Genomic DNA, 17,895 nt, shown 5'->3' with positions numbered 1-17,895 from the left:
GTCATTCCTCGGTCGGTGACATCTCCGTCGCCATGCTATCGGTGGCCCGGCTGAGGGAGGCCGCGAGACGCGTGCGTTCACCGCGCATCCGATACAGTTCCCGCGCCGCGACGAGCAGGCAGAATCCCGCGAAGACGACCCCGAGGACCTTCAGGTCGAGGGACAGCGCGATGAGTGCACCGATGGCTGCGCCGGGTAGCGCTCCGATGTTCAGGACGGTGGCGAGGCGGATCGAGGCGGTGCCCTGCCTGGCGTGCACGATCGTCCCCACGATCGCGTTGGGGAAGAACATCAGCAGCGACGTTCCCTCCGCGGTCTGCAGATCCGTTCCGAACAGCAGCATCAACGCGGGGACCGCGAGGAGCCCGCCGCCGAGCCCCATCCCGGCTGCCCAGGCGCCGATCACGAAACCAACGATCAGCGAAACCGGGACCGTGAACCAGAGGCTGGCGATGAGTGATTCCGGCACTATCGCCGATCCCTGCAGCGGGTCGAGTCCCGCGGTGTCGAGTAGGAGCTTGGTGCAGGTCGCCAGCAGGATTGCGACGAACAACCAGCGCAGGACCCGATGGGGTATCCGCAGAATCAGCTTCGCGCCGAGAAACGCACCGAGCGTTCCGCCGACGAGGAGTCCGGTTCCGGCGCGCATGTCCACCGAGCCGCCGACCAATGCGAACGTTGCCGCACCGATCCCGGTCACCGCGATGTTCGCGGCGCCCGCCGTCCCGTGCAGGGTGGGGCGGGGCAGCGATGTGAGCTTCTCGAGTGCCGGCACGAAGAAGACACCGCTGCCGCCACCGAGGAGTCCGCCGATCGCGCCGCCGACGAATCCGACGCCCAGTTCGGTCTTGGTACCGCCCGCGTCGTCGCTCGGTCGCGGAACCGAGGTGATTGTCGTGCTCATCGTGCTGCTCCTGTCAGGTGGGTGGGCTACGAGGAGCAAAGTAGTAGTTGTCAGACAAGTAGTCAACGGATGAATCCTGCGAACCTCGCGGGGTAGGTCCCGGCCGGATGATCGCGGGTGGTCCCTTAGGGGGCGGTTGCCCGGCCCGGCGCGGAGCCGCGATTGCGGATGTGAGGCAGAGCGGTGCTGACGGCATCGAATGACGCCGTAACGTCTGCGGGGTCGCGCCTACAGGAAGGACCGATGATCGGAACTTTCCGGTGGGCAAGCGCGGATGCAGCGCGCATCTTTCTCGTGTCGCGCATCACAGTGATGCGAGCGAAGTCACGAGGTGGAACATGCGTCGAGAAGTAGTACGAGACGAGGTCGTGGACCCGTTGGGGGCCCGCGCTGTCCGCAAAGTCATGCTGCGGTTCATGCCCGTAGTCGGGCTGGCCTACATCGTTCTCTATCTGGATCGTCTGAACATCGGCGTCGCCGGACTGACGATGAATCAGGAATTGGGAATCTCCGCGTCGATGTTCGGTTTCGCGGCCGGCATCTACTTCTGGAGCTACACGATCTGCGAGCCGCCGAGCAACTACATCCTCACCAGGGTGGGGGCACGCCGATGGATCACGCGAATCATGATCACCTGGGGCATCGTCACGATCGCGACGGGTTTCGTCCAGGGCGCGACGACGTTGGTCATCTGCCGTGTGCTGCTCGGCATCGCGGAGGCGGGATTCTCGCCGGGCATGCTGTACTTCGTCTCGCGGTGGTTCCCGAACGCGGACCGTGGGCGCGCGATGGCCTGGATCGTGACGTTCATCTGTATCTCCGGTCTCGGAACCCCGATCACGACGTATCTGTTGACCATCGACGGGTTCCTCGGGCTGTCCGGCTGGCGGTGGGTGTTCATCCTCACCGGCATTCCCGCGGTGATCATGGCGTTCGTGTGCTTCCGTGTGCTGCGGGATTCGCCCGCCCAGGCCGAGTTTCTCACCGCTGAGGAGCGGGGCTGGCTGACGAAGAAGCTCGACGAGGAGGCGGCGGACACCGCGTCCGAGTCCGGCTCGCACAGCTTCTGGCAGGGACTCGTCCACCCGCGGGTCCTCGTCCTGATCCTCGTCTTCATCTGTTTCACATTCAGTCTGAACGGTTTCCAGATCTGGATGCCGCAGATCTACAAGCAGTTCGGAATGACGACAACGCAGGTCGGCTGGATTGCCGCGCTGCCGGCCCTGCTCGCGATCGGTCCCATGATCTGGTGGACTCGGCACTCGGATAGGCGCCGCGAGCGTCCCGTCCACTTCGCGATCGCGGCAGGAGTCGCGTCACTCGGATTCGCCATCGCCGCAGCCTTCTTCGAGACACCGGTCGTCGCGATCATCGGATTCTGCATCGCCGGTATCGGTCTCTACAGCTCCATGAGCATCTTCATCACGATGCCGTCCAGCTTCCTCACCGGCGTGGCGCTCGCGGCCGGCTTCGGCGTGATCAACGGAATGGGCAACCTCGGCGGATACTTCGGCCCGCAGGTCACCGGGTGGATCAAGGACGCGACGGGCAGCTTCACGCCGGCGATCGGCGTGTACTCGCTGGTCCTCGCGCTCGCCGCGGCGATCGTGCTCACGCTGAAATACGCGACGCGCCCGTCTCGGACCGTGGTCCGACCGGCCGAACCCGAGGAACTCGTCGGAACCGACCGCTAGTACGCCGCGCGGGACCTGATTCATCGAAAGTCCCGTTGATCGGTACGCGCGCGTTCCGATCGTCCAGGTCGGACGACAACATTCGACACGACTTCACACCGTCGTGCTCCTTCCGGCGGTGTTCGACACACGAGGTGATCATGAGCAGAATCTTCGGCCCGCTTCGGCAGCTGGGCTACGTCGTCGACGACATCGACGCCGCGATGAAACATTGGACCGAGAAGCTCGGCGTCGGACCCTTTTTCCACATCGACGATCAGCCGCTGAACGACTTCCGGTTCCGCGGTGTCCCGAGCAGCCCGAGATTCAGCGTCGCCCTCGCCCAGAGCGGCGACACCCAGATCGAACTCATTCAGCAGCACAACGACGAACCGTCCGCGTTCAAGGACTTCCGCGGGCGCGGGCACACCGGACTCCAGCACGTCGCGTACTGGACCACCGATTTCGATCGACACCTGGACGCCGCGCGTGACCTCGGGCTGACCGAACTGCAGAGCGGCCTGTCCGGCAGCGGTGCACCCGACGAACGCTTCGCCTATTTCGAGGAGGGCCCGTTCCCGGGCACGGTGCTCGAGCTGTCCGAGATCAGCGGACGCAAGGGCGACCTCTTCCGCGCCGTCGCGGCGGCGGCAGTCGACTGGGACGGCACTGACGCCGTGCGCGACATGAGGACGGTGCTCGGGTGACGGGGCGCAAGGTAGCGGTCGTCACCGGCGGGGCCTCCGGGATCGGACGGGCCGCCTGTGCGCGGTTCCTGCGACTCGGGTGGGACGTCGTCGCGGCGGACCTCGCCCCGGTCGGATCCCGGGACTGGACGACGCAGGAACGGCCGGGCGTGCTCGACGTGGAGATCGACGTGACCGACGACGCCGCGGTCACCCGTCTCGTGGCGGCCACGGCGGAGCGGTTCGGCCGGGCCGACGCCGTCGTCACGTGCGCCGGCGTCGCCCGCAACGCACCACTTCGCGATACCGCACCGGACACGTTCCGGCATACGCTCGAAGTCAACCTGGTCGCCACCTTCACGGTGTCGCGCGCGTTCGTCGACCTGCTCGGCGCTCACGGCGGCTCGGTGGTGACGATCTCGTCGGTGTCGGGACTGCGCGGCAGCCAGGACCGGGCGGCGTACTCGGCGTCGAAGGGAGGTGTCGTCGCGTTGACCACCCAACTCGCCTTCGAGCTGGCCGAAGAAGGTATCCGCGTCAACTGTGTCGCACCCGGCTCCACCCTGACTACCTTGGCGATCAAGGCGCAGGATCCCGCGGCGAAAGCCGCCATCCTGCAGGCTATTCCGCTGCACCGCTACGCCGAACCGGACGAGATCGCCGAGGTGATCACGTTCCTGGCCGGCCCGGGCGCCGGCTTCGTCACCGGACAGACCTGGACCGTCGACGGCGGCCAGTCCATCGGCGCCGGATGGCGCGTCTCGGCAGGAGACCGCGATGCGTGACCCCGTCGGAAAGCCCGTCGTCATCGGGATCCACGTCAACGAGAACACGATGCGGGAACCGAACCCGCACATCCCGTGGACACCCGCGGAGATCGCCGCCACCGCAGCGGCCTCCCGAGCAGCCGGGGCGTCCCTCATGCATTTTCACGGCCGCACCCCCGACGGCGGCGTAGACCACTCGACGCGAACCTACGGCGAGATCATCGCGTACGTCCGCGCCGCGACCGATTTGCTGCTGGCGCCGTCGATGGCCAACGTGCCCGGGTACTCGGTGACGCAGCGGCTGTCGAACCTCGCCCCGAACCAGGCGCAGCCCCAGACCCGCTCGGACTTCCTGGTCGTCGACATGGGCCTCGCGGCAATGGATCTCGTCGACCCGCGGTCCGGACGGTTCGTCACCGACGACAGGGTGTTCCTCAACGACACCCGCACCCAGACCGAACTACTGGACCGGGCCGCGGAACTGGGCATGACGCCGTACCTGACCTCGTTCAACGTCAGTTGGACGCGCGCGATCGTCGCGCATGCCCGGTCCCGGCCACTACCACCGCCCGTGGTCGTCGCATTCATCCTCGGTGGGGACGAATTCCCCGCCGCGCACCCGGCATCCGTTGCAGGTCTGCGGGCCCAGCTCGACCTGCTCCCTGTCGGCGTCCCCGTCGAATGGATCGTGTCCGCCTACCGCGGAAGCGTGCTCGAGGCCGCGGAGGAAGCAATCGTCCGCGGTGGGCACGTGGCGATCGGCGCCGGTGATCATCACTATGCGGAACTCGGGTATCCGTCCACCCCCGAACTGGTCGCGCACGTGGCGGACCTCGCGCGTCGCCACGGGCGCGAGCCCGCCACTCCCGAGCAGGCGCGTGAGCTGTTGGGGGTGACCCGTCGTGCGACTCGTTGAGACATCGGGAGCCGAACCCGAAGTGGTCTACGACTCCGGCGGCGGTGTCCGGATCTGGGTGTCGGACTCGATCGCGTTCGCCGGCCCGGCCCAGTCCGGCGACTTCCTCGTCACCGGTTCCCACGGCGGCGTCAGCGCCGGGGAGTACGCCACCTCGTTCGGCGTCGCCGTCGTGGTGTGCAACGACGCCGGGATCGGCAAGAACCGGGCCGGCGTCGCCGGGCTCGCCGCGGTATCCGCCGACGGGATCGCGGGCATCGGTGTCTCCCATGACACCGCACGAATCGGCGACGGAACCGACGGGTGGGAACACGGCATCGTCAGCTACGTCAACGAGGTCGCGCAGCGACTCGGAATCCGGGTGGGCGCACCACTGCGCGAGCAACTCCTGGAACTGACCGCACGAAAGGAATGGTGATGTTCCGCAGCATCATCGGGTCGGAGAACGGCAGGAAGATCGTCGTCATGGACAGCATGTCCCAGGTGGAGACAGGGGACGGGGGCCGGATCCTGGTCGCCGCATCGAACGGGGGGCAGGAATCCGGGCGCCTGGCCATCGAGATCGACTGTGCGCTTGCCGTCTTCAACGACGCCGGCATCGGCAAGGAATCGGCCGGGATCTCCGGCATCGTCGCGATGGGGGAGGCCGGCATCCCCGGCGCCGCCGTCGGCCACGACTCCGCGGAGATCAGCAACGGGATGGACATGTGGCACAACGGCGTCCTCTCGTACGTCAACGGACCCGCATACGAGGCGGGGCTGCGGGTCGGGGACACCGTCCGATCCGGCGTCAGAGCATTCGCCCAGCGCATCGCGCCGGAGCGCGTCGAAACAGTCGAGGAGAACTCATGACCACCCGGCACTTCGTCAACGAACCCGAGGACGTCACCCGGGAGGCGCTCGAGGGATTGCAACTGCTGTACCCGGACACCATCGTGTGCCACGCCGATCCCGCGTACGTCGTGCGCGCGGGCCGCGGCCGGCCGAAAGTGGCGTTGGTGTCCGGCGGCGGCGCCGGACACGAACCGCTGCACGCGCAGTTCGTCGGCCCCGGCATGCTCGACGCCGCCGTGCCGGGCGCAGTCTTCTCCAGCCCTACGGCCCTGCAGGTCCGGGCGGCGGTCGAGGCCGTCGAGACCGGCCACGGGGCGCTGCTGATCGTCAAGAACTACACCGGCGACATGCTCAACTTCTACATCGCTGCCGAGTTGCTCGACGGTGATCGTGAGGTCGAGATCGTGGTCGTTGACGACGATCTCGCCACCGACGACGTTGCCGACGACGGTCCAGGCCGCCGCGGCACCGCCGCCGTCTTCGCTGTCGAGAAGATCTGCGGTGCCGCCGCCGAACGCGGGCGCACGCTCCACGAGGTGGCTGAGCTGGGCCGACGGGTCGTGGCGTCCTCGTCCACGCTGAGCGTCGCGCTGCGGGCGGGCACACCACCGGGTCACACCCGGCCGTCGTTCGACCTGGCCGAGAACGAGATCGAGTTCGGTGTGGGCATCCACGGCGAACGAGGCCGGGGCACCCGCCCCCTTGCCCCGGTGGCAGAGCTCGTCGACGACCTCGTCGAACAGCTCGTCGAAGGCGGACCGATCGGCACGGGCGACGACGTGATCGCCATTGTCAACGGCCTCGGTGCTACGCACGAACTCGAGCCCGCCATCGCCACCCGCGAACTCGTCCGGGCGCTGGACAAACGCGGGATCGGGCACATCCGGCTGCTTGCGGGTTCGTTCGTGACGTCGTTCGACATGCACGGACTGTCGATCACCCTCGTGCGTGCCTCGGACGATCTCGTCGAGCTGTGGGACGACCCGGTACGCACACCGGCGCTGACGTGGTGATCGCGGCGATGGCTCGAAACTTGGAGGAACAGATGACCACACTGCAGCTCGAACCGACCCGGGCCTGGATCGTGCGGTTCGCCGCCTACGTCGAGGCGGAAGTCGACAACCTCACCGAACTGGATCGCCAGGTCGGCGACGGCGACTTCGGGCTCAACCTGCGATCCGCCGTGCGCTCCGCACTGGCCGAGATCGATGCCCACCCGCCCACCCGCCCCGGCGAGGTCTTCACCCGTGTCTCGGACGCCTTCCTGGGCACCGGCGGAACCAGCGGACCACTCCTCGGACTCTGGTTCGGGCGCATCGCCGACGTTCGAGGTGCTGCCGTCAGCGTCACCGACCTCGCCGCGGCGATCGACACCGCCACCCAGTCCGTCCGACGCCTCGGCAAGGCGGACGTGGGCCACAAGACGATGGTCGACGCCATGGTGCCTGCCACCGAGGCACTCCTCGCCGGGGCGGCACGCTCCGACGACCTGCTGCCGGCGCTGGCTGCGGCCCGTGATGCCGCCGAGCAGGGCGCGGAGTCGACCCGCGACCTGGTCGCCCGGCGCGGGCGGGCCAGCTACGTCGGCGACCACGCCCGCGGCGTCGTGGATCCCGGCGCCCGTGCGATCGCGATGTTCTTCGCGTCGGCCCCGACAGCGGGAGGGGAGGCGTGAACACGTTGCGCGACAAGGTCATCGTCACGGTGGCACCGACGGGCGGCTTCCTCACGAAGGCCGACCATCGCTACGTCCCCACCCAACCCGAGGAGATCGCCGACGACGTCGCACGTTGCCAGGCCGCCGGCGCGTCGATGGTGGCCCTCCACGCCCGCCGCCCGGACGACGAGGCGACGTGCGACGGCGAGATCTACCGGCGCATCAACGATCTCGTCCGAGCACGGTGCGACATCGTGATCAACAACTCGACCGGCGGTGGCGTGAACGGCGACATGGTGCGCACCCGTGCTGACGGCACCCGCATCGTGGACTGGGTCGCGCGCCTCGCGGGTCTGGACGGCGGCGCCGACACGTGCACCCTCGACGCGATCACCGCCTACATCTCGTCGCCGTCCGGCGAGGTGCTCATGGACACCCCACCCAGTCGCGCCGCCGAATTGGCCGCTGCAATGCGCGCCCGCGGGATCGCACCCGAATGGGAGGCGTTCGGGCCCTCCCATCTGCTGCAGGAGATCCGGACGCTGACCGCGGGGCAACCGGGACCGCACCTGGTGAACATGGTGCTCGGGCTCGATCGCACGTTCCAGAACGCCCTGCCGTACACCCCGGAGATCCTCCAGAACATGATCGGACTCCTGCCGGACGATGCGGTGTTCTCCGTGAGTATCAGCGGTGCCGAGCAGATGCGCGGGCTCACTCACGCGCTGCTGCTCGGCGGCCATGTGCGCGTGGGAATCGAGGACAGCCCGTGCCTCGTACCGGGTGAGCCGACGGAGAACGTCCGCTTCGTCGAGCACATTGTCGGCATCGTCGAGTCGTTGGGCCTGACACCCGCCACATCGGACGAGGCCCGCGCGATTCTCGGACTGGACAGGGTCGGATCGATCGAGGGCACCGAATGAGCAGTGACACCGCCACGAGATCGGGGGAGCGCCGATTGCGGTCGCGGGAGTGGTTTGCCGGCAACGACCTCAACGCCTTCATCCACCGGTCCTGGATGAAGAATCAGGGCATCCCCGACCGAATGTTCGACGGGCGTCCCGTCATCGGCATCTGCAACACCTACTCCGAACTGACGCCGTGCAACGCACACTTCCGCGAACTCGCCGAGCAGGTCCGACTCGGCGTCATCGAGGCCGGGGGTTTTCCGGTGGAGTTCCCGGTGACCTCGCTCGGGGAGACCATCGTCCGCCCGACCACCATGCTCTACCGCAACCTCGTCAGCATGGACGTCGAGGAGTCCATCCGCGCCAACCCGATCGACGGCGTGGTCCTCCTCGGCGGGTGCGACAAGACCACACCGGCACTTCTCATGGGCGCGGCCAGCTGCGACCTCCCGACCATCGTGGTGTCCGGGGGCCCGATGCTGAACGGGCGGCACGAGGGCCGCACCATCGGTTCGGGAACGTCGGTGTTCGCCATGAGCGAGGCGGTCCGTGCCGGAACGATGAGCGAATGCGCTTTCCGGGCAGCGGAATCCGCGACCTCCCGCTCGCCCGGACACTGCAACACCATGGGCACCGCCTCCACGATGGCAGCGATCGCCGAGGCGCTCGGGCTCACCCTGCCGGGAAACGCGGCGATACCCGCGGTGGACTCGAGGCGGCGAGTTCTGGCCCGCGACAGCGGGGTTCGGATCGTCGAGATGGTCCGGGAGGATCTGCGAATGTCCGCGGTGGTCACCCGCAGGTCGCTCGAGAACGCGATTCGGGTGAACACCGCGATCGGCGGTTCCACCAATGCCGTCGTGCATCTCCTCGCCCTCGCGGGCAGGCTCGAGGTTCCCCTCGAACTGTCCGACTTCGCCGAGCATTCGCAGGACATCCCGCTCCTGGTCAATCTGATGCCGTCCGGGGACTACCTCATGGAGGACTTCTACTACGCGGGCGGACTGCCCGCCGTGATCGCCGAACTCGGCGATCTGCTCCACACCGACGCACGCACCGTGACCGGACGGACTCTCGGCGAGAACGTCGAGTCCGCGCCCGTCTGGGACGACGACGTCATCCGCGCGCGGCGCGCACCATTGCGGAAGGAAGCCGGAATCGCCGTGCTGACCGGCAATCTCGCGCCCAACGGTGCCGTGATCAAGACGTCCGCCGCCTCGCCACACCTCGTGCGGCACACCGGCCGCGCCGTCGTCTTCCACGGCATGGACGACTTCCGGGCCCGGATCGATTGCCCCGACCTCGACATCGAACCCGGCGACATCATCGTGCTCACCGGGGTCGGCCCCGTCGGGGCGCCCGGAATGCCGGAGGTCGGAAACCTGCCGCTGCCGAAGCGGCTGCTCGAACGGGGCGTCACCGACATGGTCCGGATCTCCGACGCCCGGATGAGCGGAACCGCGTTCGGCACGGTCGTTCTCCACGTGGCGCCCGAGGCGGCGGTCGGGGGACCGCTGGCACTGGTGCGCCACGGCGACCTCATCGAACTCGACGTGCCCGCAGGACATCTGCGATTGCTCGTCGACGAGAAGGAACTGCATGCCCGTGCCGAGGAGTGCGAGCCCGCTCCGGTCACCGAAACCAGCGGCTACCGAAGGCTCTTCGTCGATCACGTCCTGCAGGCCGACCGCGGCGTCGACTTCGACTTCCTGGTCGGCAAGCGCGGAACCGCGGTGCACGGCGACAACCACTGAACAGGAGCAACAATGAAGGAACTCGTCATCATCATCACCGGTGCCGGGTCCGGTCTGGGGCAGGCCATGGCGACCGGGCTGCTCGACGCCGGCCATCACGTCGTGCTGACCGGCCGCAGTCGCGGCCGACTCGAAGAGACCGCCGCGGGTCACCCGCATGCCGTGGTGGTCCCCGCCGACGTGTCGTCGGCGTCGTCGGTACGCAACCTGTTCGAGCGCGTGAGCGACACCTACGGCCGGCTCGACGTGCTCGTCAACAACGCCGGAACCTTCGGCCCCTCCGGAAGCATCGACGAAATCGACCCGGGGGACTGGGATCGGACGGTGATGGCGAACCTGACCGGAGCATTCCTGTGCGCGCGCGAGGCGGTCCGCATGATGAAAGCGCAGTCACCTCGCGGCGGCCGTATCGTCAACAACGGTTCCCTGTCGGCACACACGCCGCGACCGGCCAGTGTCGCGTACACCGCGACCAAACACGGCGTGACCGGCTTGACGAAGTCGATCGCACTCGACGGCCGCGATCACGACATCTGCTGCAGCCAGATCGATATCGGCAACGCCGCCACGGCGATGACCGAAGCGGTCGGAGTCTCCGCTCGCCAGGCCGACGGAACCTACCGCGCCGAGCCGACTTTCGATGCCCGGCACGTGGCCGACGCGGTCGTGCGCCTGGTCGAACTTCCGCTCGACGTCAACATCCCGTTCATGACCGTCATGGCCAACCGGATGCCGTTCGCCGGCCGGGGTTGACCGGACGATCCGTCAGCGGCGCTGCAGCACCGGCCGCACGACGGACTGTGCGTGCGACAGGTCCCCGGAGATCGCGACCGCGGTGGTACGCACCGCCGCATCGATGCGGGTCAGATTGATCCGCCCGGCCATGCCCGAGATCGACACCGACCCGAGAACGGTCTCGCCGGGGCCGAAGATCGGAGCCGCCGCCCCGACGATGCCCCGGATCGCCTCCTGGCGGTCGAAGGCCACGCCGCGGCGGCGGACTCGGTCGAGTTCACGATCGAGCTCGACCGGATCGGTGATGGTGTTGTCGGTGTACGCCTTCAGAGTTCCGGGTCGGGACACCGCACCCGACTCGGAGAACGCCAGGATCGCCTTCCCCGAACAGCTCGCGTGAGCCGGCCACCGCCCGCCGATCTGCTGCGGCAACCGGGGGCCGTCGTCACCACGGAACACGTCGAGGTAGACCACCTCGAATCCGTCGAGCACGCACAGACCGACGTTGTGACCGGTCGCCTCGCGTAGCGCCGACAGATGCCGTCGCGCGGCTTCGCGCAGGTTCCGTTGCCGCGGAACCGATTCGCCGAGCTCGAACAGCAGGAGGCCGAGCCGGTAGTCCTTACCGACCCGCTCGAGCAGCCCGACCCGAACAAGATCGCCGAGCATCCGGTGCACCGTCGTCTTCGCCATTCCGCTGCGCCGGACCAGCGCGGCAGCGCTGAGAACGCCTGGGCTGTCACGGAATGTCTTCAGAATTTCGGTGGTGCGGCCGATCGCGGTGATTTCACCGTCGGCCCGATGAACGGGACTCACGGCACACCATTCTGGTGCCCGGGGGCCTCGCTGTCGAGTCGCCCGGGCCGTGGATCCCGGTCGGGGTCCAGGTCGCTGACTCGGCAGTGATGCACGCGGAACACCCAGGGGCGCGGTGGATCTCCGGTGAATCAGCGCCGCGTCGCGGGTTCGCCCAGCCGGGCGCGGACGCCGTCGACGAACAGCGCCAGACCGAAGTCGAACCGCACCTGGGGGTCGCCGTCGAGGAGTTCCTCGTCGGTGCCGAGGTCGGCGGCGGTCTCGGTGTCGGGTGAGGCAGGGGTGCGGGTGAGCGCGCCCAGCGCTTCCATCTGCGCCCGAGACTGCTCGTCGACCGTGTGGCCGAGGACGAAATACAGCAGCGTGTACGCCGCCAGCTCGGCGTAGGGGCGCGGCAGGCCGGCACGCACCCCCGCGCCGACGAAGCTCTCGCGGGCGAGGTTCGACGTCATGCGCGAGGCGTACGTCGCCGCGACCAGTTCGGCGCCGTCGCGATGCGACAGGAGGGCCGCCCGCAGCCGGTGCGCCAGCTCGGTGATCCCCTCGTCCCATCCTTCGGACGACACGGGTGCGTCGACGCCCTCGAGAATGCGGTCCGCCATCGCGCCCAGCAACGTCTGCTTGTTGGGGAAGTGCCAGTACAGCGCGCCGGGCTGGACGCCGAGCGAGGTGGCGAGTCGGCGCATCGTGAGATCGGCGAGGCCGTACTCGTCGAGGATCGCCATGGCGCCGTCGAGGACATCGCCGCGTCGTAGCTGCACTGCCTTGCTCCTCCGGTTCGGATCGGGGTCGGACGGGCCTTTTCTTTGACACTAATCCACCGCGGCTCTAACGTGAACGCCGTTCAACTTGTACGGTGTTCAAGTCCGGCACCGAGCTCGTTGCTGTATCCGTCCGGTCCCGGGTCTCGGGACTGTTCGCACCCGAGGAGTTGCAGTGACCCAGGCCCCCGACATTCTCGCGATCGCCCGCGACCAGGTGCTCGAGCGTGGCGAGGCGTTGAACCAGGAGCAGGTGCTCGAAGTCCTGCGCCTCGGCGACGACCGCCTCGAGGAACTGCTCGCGCTCGCGCACGACGTGCGGATGAAGTGGTGCGGCCCGGAGGTGGAGGTCGAGGGCATCATCAGCCTCAAGACCGGCGGCTGCCCCGAGGACTGCCACTTCTGCTCGCAGTCCGGCCTGTTCCAGTCCCCGGTGCGGGCGGCGTGGCTCGACATCCCGAGCCTGGTCGAGGCCGCCAAGCAGACCGCCAAGACCGGTGCCACCGAGTTCTGCATCGTCGCCGCGGTCCGCGGCCCCGACGAGAAGCTGCTCGCGCAGGTCGCGGCCGGTATCGAGGCGATCCGCAACGAGGTCGACATCCAGATCGCCTGCTCGCTCGGCATGCTCACCCAGGAGCAGGTGGACCAGCTCGCGGCGATGGGCGTGCACCGCTACAACCACAACCTGGAGACTGCCGAGTCGTACTTCCCGAACGTCGTCACCACCCACACGTGGGAGGAGCGCTGGGACACGCTGCGCATGGTCCGCGAGGCCGGCATGGAGGTGTGCTGTGGCGGCATCCTCGGCATGGGGGAGAGCGTCGAGCAGCGCGCGGAGTTCGCGGCCAACCTCGCGGCCCTCGAACCCGACGAGGTGCCGCTCAACTTCTTCAACCCCCGCCCCGGCACGCCGTTCGGTGATCTCGACGTGCTGCCCGCGAGTGAGGCGCTCAAGTCGGTGGCGGCGTTCCGTCTCGCGCTTCCGCGCACGATCCTGCGGTTCGCCGGCGGACGGGAGATCACGCTCGGCGACCTCGGTGCCAAGCAGGGCATGCTCGGTGGCATCAATGCCGTCATCGTCGGCAACTACCTGACCACGCTGGGGCGGCCCGCCGAGAGTGACCTGGACCTGCTGGTCGACCTCGAGATGCCGATCAAGGCTCTCAATGCGACCCTCTGACACCGTGAGCGAGGCCGCAGCGGTGGACGAGCGCTACAACCCGTTCACCGGCCGCAGGGTCGTCGCCGGCGTCGACGATCCGACGCCCGCGGCGGCCCAGCTGGGACTCGAACCGCCACGGTTCTGCGAGCAGTGCGGGCGGCGGATGGTGGTCCAGGTCAACCCCGACGGCTGGTGGGCCAAGTGCTCCCGGCACGGTGTCCTCGACTCGACGCTGCTCGGCCGAAGGTAACGTCGCATGGTGTGACGACACCCCGACGCCCCCGGCTGCGAGCCGTCCCGAGGATCGTCGCGGCGCTGATGGTCCTCGGCATTCCGGCCGGTGCCGTCTGGGCGTTTCTCGCGCCGGCGGAGCGATTGCTCGTCGTCGCCGAGGACCGCGGCGTCGTGCTCACGGCCGAGAGTCTGCACCGGTTCGACGCGGTCGCGATCTTCGTCGGTATCGGGCTGGTGCTCGGTGTGTTGTCGGCGGTCGTGGTGTGGGGGATGCGACGGTCGCGCGGACCCGGGGCGGTCGCAGCGCTGATGGCGGGCTCGGCGCTGGGTGCCGGCGTGGCCGCGCTGGTGGGGATGGGGGTGGCGCGGCTGCGGTTCCCGGCTCCCGACAACCCCGCGGTCGGCACGATCATCTCGGAGGCCCCCGGCTTGTCGACACCGATGGTGCTCGTGGTGCAGCCGTTTGCGGCGGCGCTGGTCTACCTGCTGCTCGTGTCGCTGAGCCCCCACGACGACTTGGGGGTCGGCGACGAGGAATCCGAACCCGGCGAAGCCCCGGTCGCCGCGGAAGCCGACGAGCGCCTGTAACGGTCGCCGGCGCCCGTCAGGCGAGTGCCGCGAATACACGCGGGATAGCTTTGTCGGTGCGGGCGGAGAACTCGGTGAACGGGGTCGCGAGGACCCTTGCGGCGCCGCCTCGCCCGTTCCGCTTCCAGGTTCCGGCCACTCGACCGCCGTCGACGACGGTGGGCTGGAACATGCCGTTGCCGCCGGGATGGAGGCGGTCTTCGAACTCCGGGTCCACCGCTGCGCTGCGGTCACGGTAGCCGAGGATGAACTCGTCGAATCCGGGCAGTAGGAACACCCCGCGCGCCACCCGCCGGTGTGCGGCCAGGAGATCCGGGGTTGCCCGGTCGAGGAAGTAGTCGACGCCGGCCACCGAGAGGCGCTCGAGATGCTCGGATGCCAGCGCCAGCCCCGCCCGCGCCTGCCGCACCGTCAGTTTGGTCCACCACACGAAGTCGTCGAGTGTCGCCGGCCCGTGGCTGCGGAAGTAGCGCAGCGCCCATTCCCCGAGGGCGGCATCGGAGTCCAGTTCGCGCGGACTGTCGATCCACTGATCGACGCGCACCACATGCTGCTTGCCGTCGCGCGCCGGACCCAGACAGACGACGCCGGTCAGCGCGAGCGTCCAGAGGAGATGTGGGCCGCGCTGATTCGCGATCTCGATCCCGGCCCGCTCCCATGCCTTCATCAGGTCGCCGCGCTCGAGCGAGGTCCCGTCGAGGACGTCGAGCGCGATCTCACGCGCGTGCCCGACGGTGGACTCGTCGATGCCGAGCGCGCGATGACGGGCGCCGGCGCTCGACAGGGTGCGTGCGCCGGTGAGGCTCAGCATCCACGGCAGGTCGTCCGCCGCGACGAAGTGCAGCGTTCCCCGCATCGGCCACGACCGCACAACTTCGCCGGCGTTCAACGCCGCGATCATCGACGAGCGGCCCTGGAGTCCGGATCGCAGCGCGATCGAGGCGAGCGCGCCGGGGTAGTCCTGGGCCTGCGCCGCGGTCAGCCAGCGCACGGTTTCCACCGCCGAATCGAAACCGGGACCCGCGATCCGCTGCGCGACCAGACGCAGCAGAGCCAGTTCACGCACCGTCGTCATGCGGCGAACCTAGCGGCGGCCACCGACAATCGCCGCGACACCGGATGGTCGAGCGAATCGGCGGGGATAGGCTGCGTCGGTGATGTCGACGCGGAGTGCAGCAGAGTCGACCACCGACGCCTCTCGGCGTAAGCAGTCGTTTCTGGTTGCGACGCTGGTGTTCATCGGACTCGTGGTCGCCGTCGTGGGCAGTCTCGGGGCACCGCTCATCACGGCTGTCTCCACCGATTACGGCGTTTCGCTCGCCGCGGCGCAGTGGACGCTGACCATCGCTCTCCTGTCCGGTGCGGTCACCACGCCGGTGGTCGGCCGACTCGGCTCCGGACCGCATCGCCGCGCCGTCGTGATCACCTCATTGTCGATCGTTGCCGCCGGTAGCGCCCTCACCGCTCTTCCCGTGCCGTTCCCGGTACTGCTCGTCGGGCGTGCGATGCAGGGAGTCGGACTCGGATTGACGGCACTGATGATGGCCACCGCCCGCGACCATCTGCCCGAAGAACGGTCGGCCGCCACGATCGGCTTGTTGTCCGTCGCCTCCACCGCCGGTATCGGGGTGGGCTATCCGCTGGCTGGGATCCTCACCGACTGGTGGGGGCCCCGCGCCGCGTACGCGCTGGGCCTCGCTGTCACGGTGGCGGCCCTGGTCGCCGCCGTACGGGCCATGCCGTTCGCGCCGCCGCGGCCCACGAGCAAGGTGGATCTGCGCGGGGCGCTGCTGCTCGGCGCCGCACTGCTGGCGCTGCTCACCGTGATCAGCGAGACCGATCTCTGGCGCCGGCACGCCGGACTGGCCGCCTGCGTCCTCGTCGTGTCGCTGCTCCTCCTCGCGGGGTGGGCCGTCCTCGAACTTCGCATCGATCACCCGATCGTCGACGTCCGAGCGCTGCGGCATCCAGCGGTGGCCGCTGCGAACCTGGCGATGCTGATCGGCGGCGTCGCCATGTACCTCTTGCTCAGCCTCATCACCCGATTCGTCCAGACTCCGGCGGCGACTGGCTACGGATTCGGCCTGAGCACTTTCCAAGCCGGTCTGGTGCTGGTCCCGTTCTCGGTGCTCGGGTTCGTCGCCGGCAAGTTCATGCCGATGTTGCAGCGACGGTTCGGCCCACGTGCCCTCCTGGCTGCCAGTACAGGCGTGATCCTCGTCGCGTTCGTGACGTTCGCGATCGCGCGCGACCATCTCGCCGAGCCGGTCGTCGCGATCAGCGTCCTCGGCTTCGGTGTCGGCGCGTTCTCCGCGGCGATGCCGGCGGTGATCCTCGCCGCCACCCCGAAGGCCGAGACCGCCAGTGCGATGGGCGTCAATCAGGTGGTGCGCAGTGTCGGCTTCTCGATCGGCAGCGCCCTCGGCGGGTTGATCCTCGCGGCATGGACGAGTGAGGTCTTTCCGAGCGAGACCGGGTACACCGTCGCCGCCTGGGTGGGTGCGGGAATCACCGCGGTCACCCTCCTGATCGTGCTCGCACACCGTCCGACATCCGACCGCTGACGACAGATGCCGATTTCGACCCGACGGAATTGGAACGTGTTCTAGTCTCGCGGAATGGACGTGACATACGAGGGGACGAAGCGGGAACTGGTCACCGACAAGGGGGTGCTGCGCTACCACGAGGCCGGTGACGGTTCGCCGCTGCTGCTCTTGCACGGATCCGGGATCGGCGTCAGCGGCTGGCGTAACTATCGAGGAAATCTGGACGTGTTCGCGAAGCACTTCCACTGCTACGTCCTCGAATTCCCGGGCTTCGGGGTGAGCGACCCTGTCGACGGACATCCCGTGCTCACCGCGGCGTCGTCGGTGACCCGGTTCATGGACGCACTCGGCATCGAATCTGCCGCGATGATCGGCAACTCCATGGGCGGCGTCGTCGGCACGAACGTGGCCATGCGCCATCCCGAGCGGGTGGACAAGCTCGTGGCCATCGGCGGGATCGGTCCCCACATTTTCAGCCAGAACCCGAGCGAAGGCACCCGTCTGCTGCAGGACTTCGCCGACGAGCCCAGCCGCGAGAACCTCGTCCGCTGGCTGCGATGCATGGTGTACGACCCGGCCGTGATCACCGAGGAGCGGATCGAGGAACGCTGGGAGACGGCGGCCGATCCGGCGTCGCACCGGACGCTGGCCGCGATGTACGGCTCCAAAGCGTTTGCGGCTCAACAGCAGGCGATGGCCCAGTCGGATGCGCCGCCATACTGGTCGATGATGCACAGGGTGAAGTGCCCGACCCTGTTGACCTGGGGCCTCGACGACCGGCAGTGCCCGCTCGACATGGCGATGATGCCGTTGCGGCTCATACCCGACGCCGAACTGCACGTCTTCCCGAACTGTGGGCACTGGGTGATGATCGAGGCCAAGAAGGCCTTCGAGCGCGTCACGCTCGAGTTCCTGCTCCGCGAGGGGTAGGGCTGCGCAGGACGTCATTTGTCG

20 protein-coding genes are annotated in these 17,895 nt (G+C 68.4%); 16 read left to right on the top strand and 4 right to left on the bottom strand.

Annotation, left to right across the window (positions count from 1 at the left end; translation table 11 throughout):
- Position 1: 1 nt before the first annotated feature.
- Complete coding sequence (locus ACQ5DX_RS12010; RefSeq protein WP_430332835.1) at positions 2–904, bottom strand: sulfite exporter TauE/SafE family protein; 903 nt, start codon at positions 902–904, stop codon at positions 2–4.
- A 338-nt stretch (positions 905–1,242) separates the two neighbouring features.
- Between ACQ5DX_RS12010 and ACQ5DX_RS12005 the strand changes: the two genes are divergently transcribed.
- From ACQ5DX_RS12005 to ACQ5DX_RS11955, 11 genes are all read left to right on the top strand, one after another.
- Positions 1,243–2,598, top strand: coding sequence for an MFS transporter (locus ACQ5DX_RS12005; RefSeq protein ID WP_430332834.1), 1,356 nt, complete (start codon positions 1,243–1,245; stop codon positions 2,596–2,598).
- Between the two features lie 140 nt (positions 2,599–2,738).
- On the top strand, positions 2,739–3,284 hold the full coding sequence (locus ACQ5DX_RS12000; RefSeq protein WP_430332833.1) for a VOC family protein: 546 nt from the start codon (positions 2,739–2,741) through the stop codon (positions 3,282–3,284).
- Complete coding sequence (locus ACQ5DX_RS11995) at positions 3,281–4,048, top strand: SDR family NAD(P)-dependent oxidoreductase (RefSeq protein WP_430332832.1); 768 nt, start codon at positions 3,281–3,283, stop codon at positions 4,046–4,048. The genes ACQ5DX_RS12000 and ACQ5DX_RS11995 overlap by 4 nt, the downstream gene beginning before the upstream one ends.
- On the top strand, positions 4,041–4,946 hold the full coding sequence (locus ACQ5DX_RS11990; RefSeq protein ID WP_430332831.1) for a 3-keto-5-aminohexanoate cleavage protein: 906 nt from the start codon (positions 4,041–4,043) through the stop codon (positions 4,944–4,946). Before ACQ5DX_RS11995 ends, ACQ5DX_RS11990 begins: the two co-directional genes overlap by 8 nt.
- Positions 4,933–5,364, top strand: a complete 432-nt coding sequence (locus tag ACQ5DX_RS11985) for a hypothetical protein (protein WP_430332830.1) — start codon at positions 4,933–4,935, stop codon at positions 5,362–5,364. Before ACQ5DX_RS11990 ends, ACQ5DX_RS11985 begins: the two co-directional genes overlap by 14 nt.
- Positions 5,364–5,798 (top strand): hypothetical protein, encoded by a 435-nt coding sequence (locus tag ACQ5DX_RS11980; RefSeq protein WP_430332829.1) that lies wholly within the window; start codon positions 5,364–5,366, stop codon positions 5,796–5,798. The genes ACQ5DX_RS11985 and ACQ5DX_RS11980 overlap by 1 nt, the downstream gene beginning before the upstream one ends.
- Positions 5,795–6,793: a dihydroxyacetone kinase subunit DhaK gene (locus ACQ5DX_RS11975; protein WP_430332828.1), complete on the top strand. Its 999-nt coding sequence runs from the start codon at positions 5,795–5,797 to the stop codon at positions 6,791–6,793. The genes ACQ5DX_RS11980 and ACQ5DX_RS11975 overlap by 4 nt, the downstream gene beginning before the upstream one ends.
- 32 nt (positions 6,794–6,825) lie before the next feature.
- Entirely contained in the window at positions 6,826–7,455 is a 630-nt protein-coding gene (dhaL, locus tag ACQ5DX_RS11970; protein ID WP_430332827.1) for a dihydroxyacetone kinase subunit DhaL, read from the top strand.
- Positions 7,452–8,360: a 3-keto-5-aminohexanoate cleavage protein gene (locus tag ACQ5DX_RS11965; protein WP_430332826.1), complete on the top strand. Its 909-nt coding sequence runs from the start codon at positions 7,452–7,454 to the stop codon at positions 8,358–8,360. Before dhaL ends, ACQ5DX_RS11965 begins: the two co-directional genes overlap by 4 nt.
- The gene (locus tag ACQ5DX_RS11960; RefSeq protein ID WP_430332825.1) at positions 8,357–10,099 is read left to right on the top strand and encodes an IlvD/Edd family dehydratase; all 1,743 of its coding nucleotides are present in this window, start codon (positions 8,357–8,359) and stop codon (positions 10,097–10,099) included. The genes ACQ5DX_RS11965 and ACQ5DX_RS11960 overlap by 4 nt, the downstream gene beginning before the upstream one ends.
- 12 nt (positions 10,100–10,111) lie before the next feature.
- Positions 10,112–10,852, top strand: a complete 741-nt coding sequence (locus ACQ5DX_RS11955; RefSeq protein WP_430332824.1) for an SDR family oxidoreductase — start codon at positions 10,112–10,114, stop codon at positions 10,850–10,852.
- A 12-nt stretch (positions 10,853–10,864) separates the two neighbouring features.
- Here the strand turns inward: ACQ5DX_RS11955 and ACQ5DX_RS11950 are convergent, their stop codons facing one another.
- Positions 10,865–11,650, bottom strand: a complete 786-nt coding sequence (locus ACQ5DX_RS11950) for an IclR family transcriptional regulator (RefSeq protein WP_430332823.1) — start codon at positions 11,648–11,650, stop codon at positions 10,865–10,867.
- A 131-nt stretch (positions 11,651–11,781) separates the two neighbouring features.
- Positions 11,782–12,411 (bottom strand): TetR/AcrR family transcriptional regulator C-terminal domain-containing protein, encoded by a 630-nt coding sequence (locus tag ACQ5DX_RS11945; RefSeq protein ID WP_430332822.1) that lies wholly within the window; start codon positions 12,409–12,411, stop codon positions 11,782–11,784.
- Between the two features lie 175 nt (positions 12,412–12,586).
- Here ACQ5DX_RS11945 and bioB point away from each other — a divergent pair, with 175 nt between their 5' ends.
- The 3 genes from bioB to ACQ5DX_RS11930 all read left to right on the top strand — a co-directional run bounded on the left by bioB (position 12,587) and on the right by ACQ5DX_RS11930 (position 14,395).
- A complete protein-coding gene (gene bioB, locus ACQ5DX_RS11940) occupies positions 12,587–13,591 on the top strand; it encodes a biotin synthase BioB (RefSeq protein ID WP_430332821.1) in 1,005 nt (334 codons plus the stop codon).
- A complete protein-coding gene (locus ACQ5DX_RS11935) occupies positions 13,578–13,823 on the top strand; it encodes a hypothetical protein (protein WP_430332820.1) in 246 nt (81 codons plus the stop codon). Before bioB ends, ACQ5DX_RS11935 begins: the two co-directional genes overlap by 14 nt.
- Positions 13,824–13,891: 68 nt before the next feature.
- Positions 13,892–14,395 (top strand): DUF2567 domain-containing protein, encoded by a 504-nt coding sequence (locus tag ACQ5DX_RS11930; RefSeq protein WP_430335634.1) that lies wholly within the window; start codon positions 13,892–13,894, stop codon positions 14,393–14,395.
- A gap of 16 nt (positions 14,396–14,411) precedes the next feature.
- Here ACQ5DX_RS11930 and ACQ5DX_RS11925 read toward each other — a convergent pair whose 3' ends face one another.
- Positions 14,412–15,470 (bottom strand): winged helix DNA-binding domain-containing protein, encoded by a 1,059-nt coding sequence (locus ACQ5DX_RS11925; protein ID WP_430332819.1) that lies wholly within the window; start codon positions 15,468–15,470, stop codon positions 14,412–14,414.
- An 82-nt stretch (positions 15,471–15,552) separates the two neighbouring features.
- Here ACQ5DX_RS11925 and ACQ5DX_RS11920 point away from each other — a divergent pair, with 82 nt between their 5' ends.
- Entirely contained in the window at positions 15,553–16,959 is a 1,407-nt protein-coding gene (locus tag ACQ5DX_RS11920) for an MFS transporter (RefSeq protein WP_430332818.1), read from the top strand.
- Positions 16,960–17,013: 54 nt separating this feature from the next.
- Positions 17,014–17,871, top strand: coding sequence for an alpha/beta fold hydrolase (locus tag ACQ5DX_RS11915; protein WP_430332817.1), 858 nt, complete (start codon positions 17,014–17,016; stop codon positions 17,869–17,871).
- The last annotated feature ends 24 nt before the right edge of the window (positions 17,872–17,895 follow it).

Source organism: Rhodococcus sp. ACT016 (genome assembly GCF_050477185.1).
Lineage (GTDB): Bacteria > Actinomycetota > Actinomycetes > Mycobacteriales > Mycobacteriaceae > Prescottella.
Note: the sequence above shows the minus strand (reverse complement) of the source record. Positions and strands in the feature narration are given on the sequence as shown.